Here is a 15,564-nt window from a genome sequence, read left to right as displayed (position 1 = left end):
CTCCCATGGCGAGCAAGCCCCGGGAAACCGGCTGGCCGTGATTTTTTTTGCAAGTTGTTAAAGAGAAAAAAGCGAGCCGAAGCTACTTTCGCAGGTAGTATTCGAATAGCCGCCCATCCCAGGCTTCAAGTAAATCGACTTTCCCGCGCGGATTCTTGAAAGCGTCTACGCGACTCCAAGCCTGTGCGGGCGTTATGGAGGAAAACTGGCGCGGTTTCGCCGAGTGCTCCTATCTGCTTGAGGATGAATTCAACTGGTATCTGAGGTTGGCGGCGTTCGAGCGCTTTGCGCGCTTTAATACCGAAGTGCTGCAGAAATGCCGACCTCAGATCACAGCCATTATCCTGATATACGGCGATATATTGTTTGGTTGGTTGGGTAATCGCGACTATCTCTATCGTGAGTTCAGCAAGATATTGTGCAATGTCATTTTTGAATCGCTGCAGGAAGAGCCTCGGCCATTGGGTCCTGCTCTGGGGCTGCGCGGTGAACAAATCTGAATGACCAGAAGCCTGCGGTCGTCGAGCGACCCCTGATCACTATTTCTTCGGCGGTCTGTTAGCTCGTACTACTGCCTTGCTACTTGAGTTATGCCTAGTGTATGTAGCCGTTGGTATCACCATTCTGGTGGTGCTGAAAAAACACGAGACGGAGGCGTATGTGAGTCGCTGGTAATTTATTTCGCGGGCTATCTGCTGCTGGCCTAGGTTGCCGAGAACTCCCGCTGGCAGGTGACTCCTGCCAAATATCTGCTGGGCTATCGTGTGGCCAATCGCCGCTATTAGGCGCGCTGGCTACTGGCAGGCCTTTTGCGAATCACCAGTTTTCTGCTGAGCTTCTCCCTGCTCAAGGTAGGTTGGTGATCAATTGTTGCCTCGGCAGGCAACCTGCTACACGACCGGATAAATCGCACCTATTTGATCAATTTTCGCAGGAACCAGGAAGAGCGCTACAGAAAGGAAAATCGAAGGTAAGCGTGTTGTTTTTCCATAAGCGCCCATGCTGCGTTGATGTAGCCGTTCAGGCTTTGAGATTCCGATGAGATCTCAAATTTCAGATATTTCTCACCTCTACAAACCCTCGATATCGAATACCATTTGCACGAAATTCTGGAGCACTATCGGAAGTCTCGCTGGGCTTCCTGCACGGCTTGGGACAGAACCTGCTGGCGATGGAGATGGGCACGCTACTGGTGATTTGTGGTGCCAGCGCTTATTCCGTATGGGGTGTCCCCGCGAGCAGTAAGCTGCTCACGGCGCGGCTGCCCGACAACCTGCTCAATCAGGCTGCGAGGGATACTCTGTTGCTGATCGAGGAATCCCTGGAGCGGACGGAACTCAGCGCCGAGCGACAGCAGGAGATCAAAGATGGCATGCAGCGAATTGTGCCCGATTATCCGATCGACAAGCTGCGCTTCTACCAGGTGGCAACATGGGGACCAATGCCTTTGCGCTGTCAGGCGGCACCATCATTTTAATCGACGAATTAATTGCGCGGGCCGAACACGAAAACGAGATACTTGCGGTATTCGGCCACGAATTGGGCCACGTGCACCACCAGCACACATTGCGTCACATCATCGAGGGATCCGCCATCACTTTCATGAAGCAATATTGGGTACTGGTCGGTGCGCTGGCTCTGGACGCTTGCCAGAATATGGAAGCCGTGGCGCCCTGGGTCGATGTGAGCAACCAGGTGGCGAAGAACGCGGGCTACGCTACCGATTCGCGGCTCGCACCAGTATCAAGGAGGTGCTACATACCAGCACCGACCGCGCCAGTACGCAGCTTTCGCGGCCCGGCTCTTTCCGATTGCAGTTACCGGAAGCCGCCCTGTCGGTGACTAGCAGTTTGCGTCGACTTGGCTTTGGCCGTTACGTGGACCCACTGGAAACCGCCATGAATCGTGGCGCCGAACAGGCGGTGGCCGAAGCGGCACCGCTCTTCAAGCAGGCCATTACCGGTATGAGTGTGAATGACGCTCTGGGCATTGTGCTGATCGGACAGGTGTTCGGGGGCGGGGAATAGCCTACTCCGCGGCGATTTTAAGTCTGAGAAACAAGGGCAATGGATTTGTCTGAGCACGCTTAGTAGATGTAGTCGGGTTTAGTGGGGGTTATGACCAAGTCTGAATTGATCGAAAGAATTGCATTGAAGGCTGTGTTGGATCAACTGCCAGTGAAGGATGTTGAGCTAGCAGTCAAAGTGATACTGGGCACCATGACCGATGTTTTGTCCCAGAGAGGGCGTATCGAAATTCGTGATTTTGGCAGTTTTTCCCTACGCTACCGCGTACCGCGTATGGGTCGTAACCCCAAGACTGGGGATACGGTGGTCCTTTCGGGCAAATATGTGCCCCACTTCAGGCCGGGCAAAGGGCTACGTGATCGGGTCAATCGTAACCTGTACGATGAGGGTGAAATCATGTAGCGCTTCCGGATAAGGTATGGGTCTATATTTCTAGGCCACATCTGCTTCAATTTACCTGCCTCCACGCCACCCGGGCGGAGGCCATTCCACAAAAAATAAGGACCTCCTCTCCATGGCCTGGATCAAGCGTACCTTCATCTCCCTGCTCGTCATAGTCCTGCTACTCGCCGGCGCTGTCGCCTGGCTGCTAGTCGGCCTCGATGTGAACAGGTACAAGCCGCAATTGGAACAGCTGGCGGCGGAACAGGGCGTGGCCCTCAAGCTCGACGGCGATATCGGCTGGCAGCTGTGGCCGAACATAGCCCTCAGGCTAGACGGCGTGCAGTTGGCCCCGCTGTCGCTGTCGGACCAGCCGCTGGTGCGCGCGGAGAGCATTTCTATCGGCGTGGCACTGATACCACTGCTGAAGAAGCGCGTGGAAGCGCAGGAAATCACCCTGCTGGGCCCGCAGATAGATATCAGTGTGGACGAACAGGGCCGCCACAACTGGGAGCTGCTCACGGATGCCATGGAGACGCAGAAAGAACTGCAGGCCGAGGAACCGCCCAAGCTGGCCCCCCCTAGGGAAGGGACCGCGGGCGAGGACCTGCAATTTGCGCTGCAGAATCTGCGTATCAAGAACGGCCGTATCCGCTACCGTGACGCCAGTAACAATACCAAGTACGCCGTGGAGCAGTTGCGCGTGGCCGCCGAAAACCTGGCGTCCGGTGAACCTGGTAAGGTTTCCGCCAACGCGCAGATCAGCGGCAGCACTCTGGCACAGCCGGTGCAGCTCGACATCCACAGTAGCCTGTCCCTGGACGAAGACTTCAATGTTCTGCGCCTGCAGCCGCTGCAGGTGGGGCTATCCAGTGGTGAGGCCGCGGCCGAAATCCAGCTGCGCGGCAACCTGAGTCGTGCCAGCGCCGACAAACCGTGGCAGATCCAGCTACAGGCCAAGGCCGTCGCCGAGCCGCTGCGCCCATGGCTCGCGGTCACCGGCACCGACCTGGTCACCCAGAGCGGCGCCGCGCTGAAGAAATTCATCCTAGAAACCAACATCGAGGGCACCGATAAGAAACTTGATCTGACCCCGTTGCAGCTGCAACTGGACGACACCAGCTTCACTGGAAGCGCCCAGCTGCGCAACGCCGCAATACCCGGGCTGGACCTGGCCCTGCGCGGCGGCACCTTGGTGCTGGACGACTACCTGCCTCCTCCATCGGAGGAGGAGCGGCCGGCAGAAGAAGCGGAGATCCCGGCGATGCCTATACCTCTGCCGCTCACCGCCATGCGTGGCTTCACCGCCAACTTGGATCTGTCCCTGGAGCAGCTCAAGGCCATCGATCTGCAGTTGGAACAGCCACAGATACAGCTAACCGTGGATAACGGCCTCTACCAGCTGCACAAGCTGGCCGCTGACTTCTACGGCGGCCAGTTGAGCAGCAACGGCCGCTTCAACGCCCGCGGCGAGTCCGCGCGGGCGGAACTTAACGGTGGCCTCACCATGGTGGAAATCTCAAAGGTGCAGCAAGCGCTGTTCCCTGACGAGCGGATAACCTTCTCTGGTCGGGCCGATCTCACTTGGGCCGCACAGACTTCCGGCGGCGATATCACACAGCTGCAGAAAAATCTGCACGGCACAATGCAGATATCCAGTAACCAACTGGCCTTGGCTCCCTTCAACCTGGAAAAGGGCATGTGCCAACTGGTTAGCTACGCCGAGAAGAGCGAACTGCCGGAGCGGGAATGGTCTGAGAGCACCCGCCTGCAGGACCTGCTCGCCAATATCGTCATTGAGGGTGACAAGGTCACGGTGAAAGAAGTGCTCACCGGCGTGGAGAACATCGCCATGGCCGGCGACGGCAAGATCGACCTAGACAAGGGCAAATTCGACTTCGCCCTCGGCCTGTCCCTGGTAGGGGAGCGCACCTCCGCCGACGGTTGCACCGTCAGGAACGAGCGCTGGCGCAACCGCCCGCTACCACTGCGCTGCAAGGACAGCTTCGCAGACGCCGGCGCCACCAGCTGCAAACCTGACAGTCGCCGCCTCGACGACCTGCTGCGCGACGAACTCAAGTACAAGGTGGAGAAGAAATACGGCGAAAAGTTGGAAGAGAAAGTCGATGATCTGAAAAGCAAGTTCAAAGACCTGTTCAAGCGCGACTGAAGCCCTTTTCAGCGTAATTCACACGAAGCTCTGTGAGGAATGTGTAACAGCTGCGACTCCATCAATTTACGCAGCGGACAAAACCGAGATTTAGAACCAATTCGGGGGTTTGCTCCCTTAACACTTGCGTACAGGTTTTGCGACATCCCCTTGTGAGCAAGACTTACATAGCATTCTGCAAACGGCCAAATGGCGTGTTGGGTAGGAGGTGCCGAGCAAGCATATGTGATGGGCTCGCTATCTAGTTTTCCTGCAACCCCACATAGCACATCCCCTCCTAGGAATGTGCTACGGCAGGCTTCAGTAGGGATTTTTGTGCGGTGACCGGGAGTATTGCATATACAGCTAACGGGCTCTCCGCACTGAGTATGACTCTGCGCAGTTCAAAATATGGCCAATAGTCGCGTCAGGCAGATCTTCCTTTCGCGGCTTGGATCGTCCCATTTGTTGAACTGTCCATGTCAAGCAGTGAAATATACGAAAATCGTAATATCTTAAATTTCATCGAGTATTTGTAATCCCCCCACTTTTAATCGCTCAATGTATGTGTTCTGGGCCGGCCTCCCAGGCTGGATGTAGATCAGTGTTATTCGTTTCTGCTTGCCCATTCCACCAGCGCCTGAGAGATGTACTCAGGTCCGCTATCACAGCGAAGGGTGGCTGGTTTACCGCGCCACTCAATGATCTGATCCAGTGCTCGTATCACCCGTGTCGAGGGCAGTGACAAGTCAACTTCGATGCCTACCTCTCGCGATAGTCATCGATGACATTGAGCGTACGAAGCGCTTTTCCGCTGACGAGCTGGTCGCTCATAAAGTCCATGGGCCAGACCTGGTTCGGAGCCGGTACATCCAGCTCGCCGGAGTAATTTCGCTTAATCCGCCGTCTCGGCTGAGTGCGAAGGTTCACAACTCGCGATAGAGGCGGTATACGCGTTTGTGGTTCCAGCCATAGCCTTTTACGCTGCGTAGACACATGAAGCGCAGCCCGAATTCCCAGCGCTTATGGGACTGTGTCAGCTTCATCAGCCAGTCGGCAATGACGATATTTTCAGCATTGCGCTTTGCCTGGTAGCAATAGCAGGTCTCGCTTAGGCCGTAGATCTCGCAGGCCAATCGAATACTGATGCAGCGCCTTTCTTGGCCATCTACCGACGCTGAGACGGCCTTACACTTTCCCTCAAGTGTCTCTTGGCGCAGCTCGGGCTTGAGCCGCTCCTCGGCGTACATCTTCTTCAGTCAGGCGTTTTCAGCCTCCAGCTCCTTTAGGCGCTTCATGAGCGACGCATCCATACCATCGAACTTAGCCCGCTACTGATAAATCAGCGCGCTAGTGACATTGCGCTCACGGGATAAGTCAGCGACCGGAACCCCGGCTTCATGCTGTTTCAGAATTGTCAGAATTTGGTTATCGGAAAATCGAGACTTCTTCATTATTCGCTCCTTAGGCGATCATTGTAAAAGTCTCTACTCAATACCGCGATTAATTTTCGGGGGATTACAATCCAGGTCCAGGGCAACCTCGGCAAAGTGCAGCAGTTCCAGCACGACGCCCAGAGCAACCTCACCAAGGTCATCAACAAGGGCGACGGCAGCCGCGACCTGGAAACCGTGATGGTGTATGACCTCCGCGGTCGCAAAACCTAGATGTCCGACCCGGACAAGGGCACCTGGCGCAACGTGCATAACCCGTTCAATGAACTCATCGAGCAGACCGATGCCAAGGGCCAGAAAGTCGAGAATACATATGACGCCCTCGGCCGCGCCAGTGAAACCGCTACCAGCCTCGGCGCAGTGGACGACCACTTTGAAAAAGCCAACTACGACCAATAAGAGCGTCCTTTCCAGATTTTTGATGCGGTGTCGATGGCACCTGGGAAAGCAGTGCCAACCAGCACCGCTACAACGCGTATGGTTACATGGCCGAGATCAGCGACGCCGAGCACATCAACCTCGCCCCTGGAGAGACTTACTACACCGTCCTTGCCATGGACGCCCGTGGTAACGTCACCCAATCGGTCGGTGGCAACGGCGTCACCACCGCAAAAGTCTACGATCCCGCCGCCGGGCAGCTGTAACAGCAGGCCGCCCACGTGCTGGGGCTCACACACATCCTGGGCCTTAGCTACCAGTGGGACAGTATCGGCAACCTCAAACACCGTATCCGACACTCGGGCGGAGGTCTTTGTACCTTACCGTTTAGGTTGGTAGCTCGACCTAATCACTCGCTGCAGCAATTCCCGTAGCAGGTCGGTTAGCGGGCAGTAGCCTTTTGTCAACCTATGAACTCAACAGTGGCATTCATGTTTTCGGTAGGCTTCATTTAATGGTGAAAAAATAATCGGACCCAAAACTCACTTTCAAATCTTTAAACACTAGATTGGGTTAAAGTCCTATTTATAAAGATGTGGGGGATTTCGCGTCTCATGGCCATATCAAGGCCGGCGCCTGAGAAAATTAAAGAAGGAAATAAAATAAAAAGAGAGGGCACCAATAAGGCCGAGAGTGAAAACCCCAAAAGCAGCCCCAAACTCTAAGGGCATTTCTCCGGATAGATTGCCATTGTGACCTAAAACTTCTGAAGGAAAAAAGGTAAAGTGAGCACAGCCAAGAATTCCCGACCACATTAGGATGGATGCGATGCAGCACCATGACCTATCTAAAATGGATCGTTTTGTGGAAAGCGCTTTCAAAATTAAATCTACACTAACTAAGATAATGAAAATAAAAAATATTGTGAATAAGAGCATGTGTTAACCTTTGAGTCCTGCCGAATGTGTATATCCTAAGACAGTTAATGTTAAATGTATAAGTCCAGATTTTATTTCATCTGGAATGTATTGCAATTCGGAAGGCGCTTTGCCCGGCCAGCTTTTGAGCTTGCCCATTCGAATTGGTTGGGAATTTTCCTGCACGTCAAAGTCCTGCTTGTGACGTATTCTTGGACTCTTGCACAGGGATTTAATCAGGCCCTAGGCTGGCAAGTATTCAATATGATTGAAATTGGAGGTGTGGGTGAATACGACAGCGTTACGACTGGGCGATATAGCCCCTGACTTTACTCAGATATCTACGATTGGGCCGATTTCTCTTTATCAGTGGATGGGCAGTGACTGGTGTGTGTTGTTTTCTCATCCTAAGGACTTTACGCCTGTTTGCACGACAGAGCTTGGGGAATTGTCTCGCCTAAAACCTGAATTTGACAGGCGTCACTGCAAAGTCCTTGGACTGTCGGTGGATTCATTACAAGACCATAAATATTGGATGAAAGATATTGAGGCTACCCAGAAGTGCAGCTTGAACTTCCCGTTACTAGCCGATGCTGATCAAAAGGTGAGTAAGGAATATGGGATGGTGCATCCAAACGCAAACACTGCGCTGACAGTTCGCACTGTTTTTGTTATCGATCCTAAGAAAAGAATCCGCTTGACGATCAGCTATCCACCAAGCACGGGGAGAAATTTTAAAGAAATCTTGCGTGCTATCGACAGTTTGCAAATTACAGACAGCAATAAGGTAGCCACACCTGTAAATTGGGAATTTGGCGACCGCTGTATCATTTTACCGAGTGTCTCTGATGAGGAGGCCTCTGAGCTGTTTCCTGAGGGGTGGGATGAGCAGTGTCCATATTTGCGCTACGTAAAGCAGCCAGAAGTGTAGTGGTTTACGAATTTCGAATATCTTTATTAATGTCGGCAAACCCCATGATTGATACTAACCTGATTCCCAGATTCAAAAACCTACGGAAATTCATCGCTAGAGGTTAGGGTGAGCCGGTACAACTGCTTTATCCATTGGGATGAGCAGCGAGAAGATCTACCTGACCCTAGCCAGGGAGAACTACTACACCGTTCTCGCTAGGGATGTTCGTGGGCAGATCACTAATCAATCAGTGCAATGGCGTTCACACTGAGAAAGTCTACAACCCCGCTTCCGGTCAATTACAGTTAATCGAGTAAGGTGGGATCCGGCCGCCAACGGCGGGGCAGGTTGATACGTCTTTTGGCTGATCAGCCTGACAGAATGTATCGAAGTAATCCTGAAATAGGCGTATCTCTATGTGATGTGTAATCTTCACCCCAACAGAACACTAAAATATACTCAATTACACCGTGTAAATAGCGCCTCCGAACTCGTCTTATTTTATAAACTGGTTACTACATTTGAGCTACTGAAATATACGATGATTACATTTTCTTATAATTCACCGGGAATTACCTTAACCCGTGAACAAAGTGATGGGAATCACATAAACGCAGAAATCGTAGAAGCCCGGTAGATGCGCTTGTTCAACAAGCCGACACCGTTGAAGTGTAAGCGAATCTCAGCGTGATAGGTCTCTCACAATCGGAGCTGGCGAATCATCTAACCCTAGCCAATGACGCCCGCCCCGGCGTATCCATCATCAACTGACTGCTCAATCGGGGCCTTTGGCCAGTCAGAACATCAAAGCGCCAGCTACAGCGGCAAGTCGGGGCCACTCTACGCGATCAAGGTGCCGCAGAAGAAGATATCACCGAGGCTTCGAGCTTGAGATGGGGGGGCAGTATCAGTCGCGCTCTATCCGCCAAGACAGCGCGCGGGTACCACCGCCGCTCCGATAGCCGATCAACAAATCCAACTACCGGAGGCCGTGAACTATCACAGACCGCCCACAAGCTTTTGGACTGTTCCGCAATCCATTTCAGGACGATGTCCAAAGCCAGGAAGATATATTCCTGCCCCAGACCAATATTATATCCGTGAGTGCATGCTCAGCACCGCCAGCACGGATGCCATGCAATGGCGTCTGACTCAGCGTAGCTCCGATAGTGCCGTATCCACTTGTGCTCAACAGCTTAGTGATCAAGAGCCTGAATCTCGCTGCGAACCTGGGTATGAGAAGAGTGGGTACCGACGTAATTACAGAGATCTAACTTTGTCAGTATGTCCCAAGTATCTATGCGCGTATTTCTTTTGTCCGGACTCGGCCCCATAGCACCTGTTACATGAACAGCGCAGCTTGCAAGAAAATTCTGAAAGGATGTCTTTGGCAGTGCTATTGGCAAGCCATCTAATTATCATATAGATGTATAATATTGTGAATGCTCCGCAATGTTCTATTTTCATAATACTCCTTTCCTGCCGCACTCTGACCGTGCGGCTTTTTTTTAGAGCTGTCCTTGCGATGCCTGATATCTGATTTTGCGTTTATAGCTACAAATTTTTCCGATGGAAAAGTCAGCGAATGTCCTGTTCATGCTAAACGGCTTTTCGAAAATAGGAGCGTTATGAAATGATGGATCTCAAAATTTAAAGGAGTTAAGGGCTTAATGATGAAGTTAAGAAATATTGCTGGGCTCTGTTCTCTTGGAGTGGCTTTGATCAGTGGCTGTGTTGGTGTGGATGTCAAGAATCCGGCCGCGACTCTGTTGGCTGGAGAAATGGATACTGTTTGTGGTAAGAAGTGGGAATTGAATCAGCTCACGGCCAATGGTCATGTCATTGGTATTGAGGAAATGGGTCGCTTCACCTTTCGCTGTAATCGTGATGGAGAGGTACTGGGCAACAGTGGCATTAATCAATACCGTGGTTCCATGCGAATCATTGATGGCGGTCAACTGCTATGGGATCGCTCCCGCTTTGCGTCCACGAAAATGGCCGGACCAGAAGCGCTAATGGAGCAGGAAAATAATTACTTGCTTGCATTGGCCAGCAGTACAGAAGCCTTTGTCCGGGCCGGGGAGCCATACCTGATATTGCGCGACCCTTCTGGAGAATTCCATATCGAGTACGTCGAGCTTCTTCGTTGAGAAAGTCTTATTTTTGTCTGGGGGTTTTCTTAATTTTTGAGGCATGTATAGATATACGCGAAATGTTTAGTTTATAGTGCCTCCGCGCTCATGCTTCAGTCTCCCCAATGTCATGAAGCCGAGCCTTTTCCCATACAGACCATGCTTGTTGGCCGCTCTATCCGCGGCCTTTTTTTCCTGCTCATGAGCCTGCGGGTGTAGGGGTGGAGCCTATTGTCAGTTGGCATAGTTCTGGGTGGGCCGTGGGCGCATCGCATTAATGCCGAAGCATTCTTCGTTTCCTCTATATCATCTGTGGGAAAGGGTCGCGATGTTTCCGCACGAGCAATGCTCTGTCGACTGGGTCTTGATTGGCGCTAAATTAAAGATGATTCCTACGCGCGTGCTCTGTATTCAGTGCGCGTATAGCGTTAGTTTTCGATTTGGGCTCTGTGGTCAGATTGATGGCAAATACATTATTACACTAGCTAGCTCCTTGTTGTGTGAGGAATATGTCCCGCTTGACTGTATGCTAGTTGGCTGAACGAGGATTGCAGTTTTACTCTGCGCCACAAAAAATAATTAATGTGGTGCAGTGCAGCAATTAACACCTTCTTCAAAGGTAAGAAGAATTAAGATGGCTCATAAATCAATTCACATCTAAGGAGGTATTTCCATAATTCCCAACACCCTCGGCACTCTTAACTAAGGATGAGAAAAATGATACATATTAGAAGAATGATATTCGCTCTAGTCATGCTTGCCAGTTTTCAGGTCGTGGCGCAGACAGATAATATTTTGAGTGATGATGAGTTTGGAATGAAGTTTGACTTAACTGCAAGTCAAGGTGAGGAGCTACATTTTACTTATACACTCGAAAGCGATGCCCCCGTACTAAACTTCCTGCTAACCGATAGCTATGCCTTTGGCCCAGCGACAGGTGACGCGGACTTATATGTTCGCCGTGGTGCCCCCCCTAACATCAGTACTTACGATTGTCGGCCATGGCTAAATGGTAGCAAGGAACGCTGTTATTTCAGTGATGCGGAGCCAGGAATCTATTATGTGATGGTGCGAGGATATACAGCTTTCACTAAGGTAAGCTTGATGGCAACTACACCCCGCCAGCTTCACCGCCAACTAGGCCAAAGTACAACCCTGCCCATTTCGATCCCTGAGGGTGCCCAGGACGTGGTAATCCGCACCTATGGTGAGTCAGGCAGTTACGGCGAGGCTGATTTATACGTGTATTCTGCTGATACAGCTGAACTTCGGTGCGCCTCCACTTTCTCGGGTACAGAGGAAATTTGCTTCGATTTCGACCATGACGGTAATCGTAGTTACAATGTCGCCCTGTCCACATCCAGCCACTTCGACAAAGTAACCATGGAGATCGACTACAAAAATGGGTTTGTCTGGGAGGAGGTCTTGTCGGGGGAGCAAGATTCATGGCAGCACTTTATGTTGTCTCCTCCTCCTGAAGCTCTCTCGGGGGGGCTGTCAGCACTGAAGATACAAGTTTCGGGGAGGGATGGTAACGGCGACATTGACCTGTTTGTTAGTCAGGGGCGATGGCCCAGCGAATATAGTTCGGACTGCCATCGCACACACACGACAACTGGTCAGATATATAGTGTAGCGGAATGTAACTTCGAAAAACCTGAAGGCCATTGGTATGTTAGTGTCCGAGGTAGAAATTCGTACTCAGGTACCAAGTTAAGAATGGTACAGGTCGGTTACTAGCTTTTAACTGATTTGCGGCGGGCAAGGATGCCCAACGCACTATGGATGAGGCTCCCAGTTTCCTCTGCTGTCGACACTCTTGCTTCCAGAAATCCGGATGGATTCGATACCAGGTCGGTCCGACGCAGGATCAGGCGTACGGTAGCTGCCACGGCCAGTCTAACCACATCACCCATGATGGGGCTCAGAGCGCGATCCAGTACGAGGAAGGTATGCCCGGTCGAAAAGGAGTGCCTGGTAGCTGCAGGCCCGCACGGGCCACGCAGTCGTCCAGCAACAGCGGATTGGCGGTATAAGGCCGTCACAGGAGGCAGGAAACTGGCCGAAACTAGGCTTGTGGGATAAGAATTAACGCTATTATCGATCCGCTGGAACTGAATCTTTCTACGCAGCCGAAGGGGCGGGGTAAGCGAGGTCATCTAGGCGAGCTGGATGTGCCGACAGCTCCGAACCAGGTCTGGTCAATGGGGTTCATGAGCGACTAACTCGCCAGCGGAAAATTGCTTAGCACGTTCCGATGACTACAATCGCGACGGACTGGGCATCGAAGTCGACCTCTCGCCGCCTTCGATACTGGGAATGCAGGCGTTGGGTCAGATCATTGAATGGAGAAGAAAGACTCCTCTCTTCGCTGTGATAATATATCTCTAGTGCACTGCTCTGGTGGAGTGGGCAACCCAAAAACGAATAACACTGATAATACAGCCTGCCCGGGAATCCGAATCAGAATGCGTACATTGAACGACTCAAGCGGACGACCAGACACGAATGGCTTGATCTAAACGAGTCCACCAGTTGTTGCCCATGCTCAGCTACTAGTTGCTCAGCCGCTATAGGCGGAGTGCTTTCAACCTAACTGCTACAGGTGGTGAACTCTCTAATCATAGCTATGGTTAAAAATGGGGAGACTACAGCGGCTACCGTGCGTCTGTTTCGGCGCCGGCCCAACCGACCGTACGGCCCCCATCCACAGCTGAATTGTTCTACTTGGTGGGCGCTCAGAGGAATTATTTCAGATTTAGTCTGAACTCATCCACCTGAATTTCTATACCCAAAGAGCTATAGTGTGCAGGAGCTAGCGGGCTGACCACCAATAATGATGATGTCTTTCTCAGAGAAAGAGGCAAGTAGATAGTCGCGAAGCCGGATGCTTGATTGATGGCGATCTACGATTATAACATCACCGCCTACTTGTTTTGCAGCCTCCAAAACCTCCGTCGAATTTTTAAAAATGCTGCTGCTAAACAAAAGTGTGTCTGATCCGTGCCCATCTCTATTGAAATCCGATATCACATCATTTCCATATCCCGTTGAGTAGTAACTGAAAAAATCATCTCCGACACCACCAGATAAGAAGTCATCTCCGGCCCCGCCAATAATTTCATCCTTCCCTCCTTCCGCGTAAATTATTTCATTTCCTGGCCCGCCCTCAATAACATCAGGACCATCTCCTGTCCAAATGTGGTCGTCTCCATTGCCACCACAAATAACATCAGCAGAAATTCTAAACTCGTGATTATCAAAAATGTCATCACCATCCCCAAGAAAAGCTAAAGTACCGCTACCATTAGGTGCCGCCACGCCATAGATTGCATCATTGAATCTAGACCCGACCACCTTTTCGATAGATTCAAACCAATCATCTTCAGCATCACCTGACACACCTCCAATGGGAGAATCAATCATGTAGCGACTTCCGATTCCATATGAATCTGTGGCTTCTAACGCTAAAACTACACCATCCTCGGAGGCGGAATAATCTACAGTATCAAAACCTTCTCCCCCAACCAATGCATCACCGCCCTTTCCCCCGATCAATGTGTCATTACCGTCGCCCCCAATTAATACATCACGTCCGTCATTACCCATAATAAGGTCGCTCCCGCCACGACCATCTATGTAATCATTTCCTCCCCCTCCCTCGTATATATTACTTGGCAAGAAAAAGGAAAAATTGCGGTCATCCCCAAAAATGATATCGTCAAATTCACTTCCAATAACTTTCTCAATATTAGAAATGTGATCGCTATCCGCATACCCTCCAATACCTACTGCATCCCCGTTTCCGGAAAAATATAATTCAATGGCGGCATTGGAACCAGAGTAGTCAATCGTATCACCTAGTAATGTGTGAGCACCGCCATCAATGTAGTCAGAACCTGGAGTACCTATAAATACATCATCGAAATCAGTTCCAATCAAAGTGTCATCCCCGTCTGTACCCGTGATAGGAGCGCTTAGCCCAGGTATTGCCCCCCCTAATAGGAAAGTTAGAACAATAGGAGTTGCCGAAATTGTGTGATGCTTGAAAAGAAATTTCATGTCTTCACCTCAGAAAGAGTACTTTATATAAGGAAAACTTTTTGCTGCGATAAATGGGTCTACTTAGATTTGTGGGGTACCATTGGAATCCAAGGTAATCCGGGGTCATGTTAACCAGTAGGGTCAATACTTTGCGGATGCAAAAAAATTCTTGGGCATAGGCTGGTTTAATTTCAGCACGACTAATGCCGCTGTAAATTGCTCGCGAAATATTTCTTCCAGAATCTTTTGCTCATTTCTGCCTCTGGAATTTCCTCAGTATTGTCGCGGTTACGATTCTTCTATTATTTCGCTTCTCTTGCTCAATACCTCCTCGAATATGTTTGAAAATTCATCTGTAGTCACAAAAAACTGCACATGATCAAAGTGCTAGTAATGCTAGCCTTGGCTTGAGTTTTGTCCGTGCCGGCAGTACCCATGCGAATTGAAATATTAAGTCTACGACCTTAATTGGTATGCCTCACAAATATGCTGGAGCTCTGCCATTGCCTCAAGGATCGTATCCAAAGCCAGGAAAATTGATAGATCGTAATCCATATCTCTACTCGGTCACGGTGAAATTAAAGTCGGTATGAACACCGAAATTACTACCTGCGCCTCAAAAATAGATTCATTTCGCTGTCGTTGCTTGCTCTAACTGTGCATCCATCTGAAAGTACAAAATCGTTGATACAAGTCGATCACATGGTAACCCTAAAGTTGTATCTGCAAGTCCTATCCCCCATCCAGTACGAGGCCGGCAATTCTGGCTGTTCGGCATCGTCATGTTGGAATAATTAATTCCTGCGATTCAAGGGGTAGATGTACATCGTCAACTGTAATGCCAGATCCGAGTTTGACTGTCGCTACATTCGGGTTTATGGCGGAACTTTCAGTCTTCAATCCGTTCAAACTAGAGGCAATTGAAATACTCTTGAAGCGCGACGTCGCCGAGATATGACCATTACATTTCAACTATTCGACATAGTTATCCCTTCTTCGGGTTTATAACGATGGAGCGGCCCCAATGCACAGCAGCTTTAACATCATTGGTCGTCGCCGGCAGTAAAATTGCTTTTGGGCGTACACCCGAAAATTGGTGATTATTATGGCGCGCTAAAGCTTCATAGCTTGCCTCACCAGGTATAAAAGCGACGCATCAGGAGGCAAGT

Annotated in this window: 12 protein-coding genes and 2 pseudogenes; 12 read left to right on the top strand and 2 right to left on the bottom strand. The window is 50.8% G+C overall.

Features of this window, described 5'->3' with window-relative positions; translation table 11 throughout:
* The first annotated feature begins 194 nt into the window (after window positions 1-194).
* The 6 genes from C3938_RS04895 (at window position 195) to C3938_RS04875 (ending at window position 4,578) form a co-directional block, all read left to right on the top strand.
* Window positions 195-500: a hypothetical protein gene (locus C3938_RS04895; RefSeq protein WP_105102088.1), complete on the top strand. Its 306-nt coding sequence runs from the start codon at window positions 195-197 to the stop codon at window positions 498-500.
* A 650-nt stretch (window positions 501-1,150) separates the two neighbouring features.
* A complete protein-coding gene (locus C3938_RS04890) occupies window positions 1,151-1,477 on the top strand; it encodes a hypothetical protein (protein WP_105102087.1) in 327 nt (108 codons plus the stop codon).
* Window positions 1,432-1,842, top strand: coding sequence for a M48 family metalloprotease (locus C3938_RS18055; protein ID WP_199775490.1), 411 nt, complete (start codon window positions 1,432-1,434; stop codon window positions 1,840-1,842). The genes C3938_RS04890 and C3938_RS18055 overlap by 46 nt, the downstream gene beginning before the upstream one ends.
* Complete coding sequence (locus C3938_RS18050) at window positions 1,752-2,027, top strand: DUF4197 family protein (protein ID WP_199775489.1); 276 nt, start codon at window positions 1,752-1,754, stop codon at window positions 2,025-2,027. Before C3938_RS18055 ends, C3938_RS18050 begins: the two co-directional genes overlap by 91 nt.
* A 90-nt stretch (window positions 2,028-2,117) precedes the next feature.
* Complete coding sequence (locus C3938_RS04880) at window positions 2,118-2,429, top strand: integration host factor subunit beta (protein ID WP_105102086.1); 312 nt, start codon at window positions 2,118-2,120, stop codon at window positions 2,427-2,429.
* 112 nt (window positions 2,430-2,541) lie between these two features.
* Window positions 2,542-4,578, top strand: coding sequence for an AsmA family protein (locus tag C3938_RS04875; protein ID WP_105102085.1), 2,037 nt, complete (start codon window positions 2,542-2,544; stop codon window positions 4,576-4,578).
* A gap of 533 nt (window positions 4,579-5,111) precedes the next feature.
* Here C3938_RS04875 and C3938_RS04870 read toward each other — a convergent pair.
* Window positions 5,112-6,011 (bottom strand): annotated as a pseudogene (locus tag C3938_RS04870) (IS3 family transposase); the annotation flags it as partial.
* 213 nt (window positions 6,012-6,224) lie between these two features.
* Between C3938_RS04870 and C3938_RS04865 the strand changes: the two are divergent.
* From C3938_RS04865 to C3938_RS18185, 6 genes and pseudogenes are all read left to right on the top strand, one after another.
* Window positions 6,225-6,410 carry an RHS repeat protein gene (locus tag C3938_RS04865; RefSeq protein ID WP_105102084.1) on the top strand — a complete coding sequence of 62 codons (186 nt, stop codon included), beginning with the start codon at window positions 6,225-6,227 and terminating at the stop codon, window positions 6,408-6,410.
* An 86-nt stretch (window positions 6,411-6,496) separates the two neighbouring features.
* Window positions 6,497-6,655: a hypothetical protein gene (locus C3938_RS17770; protein ID WP_158681568.1), complete on the top strand. Its 159-nt coding sequence runs from the start codon at window positions 6,497-6,499 to the stop codon at window positions 6,653-6,655.
* A 937-nt stretch (window positions 6,656-7,592) separates the two neighbouring features.
* Window positions 7,593-8,237 carry a peroxiredoxin gene (locus tag C3938_RS04860; protein ID WP_233998654.1) on the top strand — a complete coding sequence of 215 codons (645 nt, stop codon included), beginning with the start codon at window positions 7,593-7,595 and terminating at the stop codon, window positions 8,235-8,237.
* 1,652 nt (window positions 8,238-9,889) lie between these two features.
* Window positions 9,890-10,369 carry an META domain-containing protein gene (locus tag C3938_RS04855; RefSeq protein ID WP_105102083.1) on the top strand — a complete coding sequence of 160 codons (480 nt, stop codon included), beginning with the start codon at window positions 9,890-9,892 and terminating at the stop codon, window positions 10,367-10,369.
* Window positions 10,370-11,068: 699 nt separating this feature from the next.
* A complete protein-coding gene (locus C3938_RS04850) occupies window positions 11,069-12,091 on the top strand; it encodes a PPC domain-containing protein (RefSeq protein ID WP_199775488.1) in 1,023 nt (340 codons plus the stop codon).
* Window positions 12,092-12,435: 344 nt separating this feature from the next.
* Window positions 12,436-12,918: pseudogene (locus C3938_RS18185) on the top strand (integrase core domain-containing protein); the annotation flags it as partial.
* Window positions 12,919-13,150: 232 nt separating this feature from the next.
* Here the strand turns inward: C3938_RS18185 and C3938_RS17760 are convergent.
* Entirely contained in the window at window positions 13,151-14,413 is a 1,263-nt protein-coding gene (locus tag C3938_RS17760; RefSeq protein ID WP_158681567.1) for a calcium-binding protein, read from the bottom strand.
* Window positions 14,414-15,564 lie beyond the last annotated feature (1,151 nt).

The sequence above is a fragment of the Microbulbifer pacificus genome, assembly GCF_002959965.1.
Lineage (GTDB): Bacteria > Pseudomonadota > Gammaproteobacteria > Pseudomonadales > Cellvibrionaceae > Microbulbifer > Microbulbifer pacificus_A.
This window is presented reverse-complemented; position numbering and strand designations above follow the sequence as displayed.

What these genes read in the sequence shown, in the direction of transcription:
- C3938_RS04875 (WP_105102085.1), top strand. Translation starts at nt 2,542, where the DNA reads ATGGCCTGGATCAAGCGTACCTTCATCTCCCTGCTCGTCATAGTCCTG.
- C3938_RS04880 (WP_105102086.1), top strand. Translation starts at nt 2,118, where the DNA reads ATGACCAAGTCTGAATTGATCGAAAGAATTGCATTGAAGGCTGTGTTG.
- C3938_RS04865 (WP_105102084.1), top strand. Translation starts at nt 6,225, where the DNA reads ATGTCCGACCCGGACAAGGGCACCTGGCGCAACGTGCATAACCCGTTC.
- C3938_RS04850 (WP_199775488.1), top strand. Translation starts at nt 11,069, where the DNA reads ATGATACATATTAGAAGAATGATATTCGCTCTAGTCATGCTTGCCAGT.
- C3938_RS17770 (WP_158681568.1), top strand. Translation starts at nt 6,497, where the DNA reads ATGGCCGAGATCAGCGACGCCGAGCACATCAACCTCGCCCCTGGAGAG.
- C3938_RS04895 (WP_105102088.1), top strand. Translation starts at nt 195, where the DNA reads ATGGAGGAAAACTGGCGCGGTTTCGCCGAGTGCTCCTATCTGCTTGAG.
- C3938_RS17760 (WP_158681567.1), bottom strand. Translation starts at nt 14,413, where the DNA reads ATGAAATTTCTTTTCAAGCATCACACAATTTCGGCAACTCCTATTGTT.
- C3938_RS18055 (WP_199775490.1), top strand. Translation starts at nt 1,432, where the DNA reads ATGGGGACCAATGCCTTTGCGCTGTCAGGCGGCACCATCATTTTAATC.
- C3938_RS04855 (WP_105102083.1), top strand. Translation starts at nt 9,890, where the DNA reads ATGATGAAGTTAAGAAATATTGCTGGGCTCTGTTCTCTTGGAGTGGCT.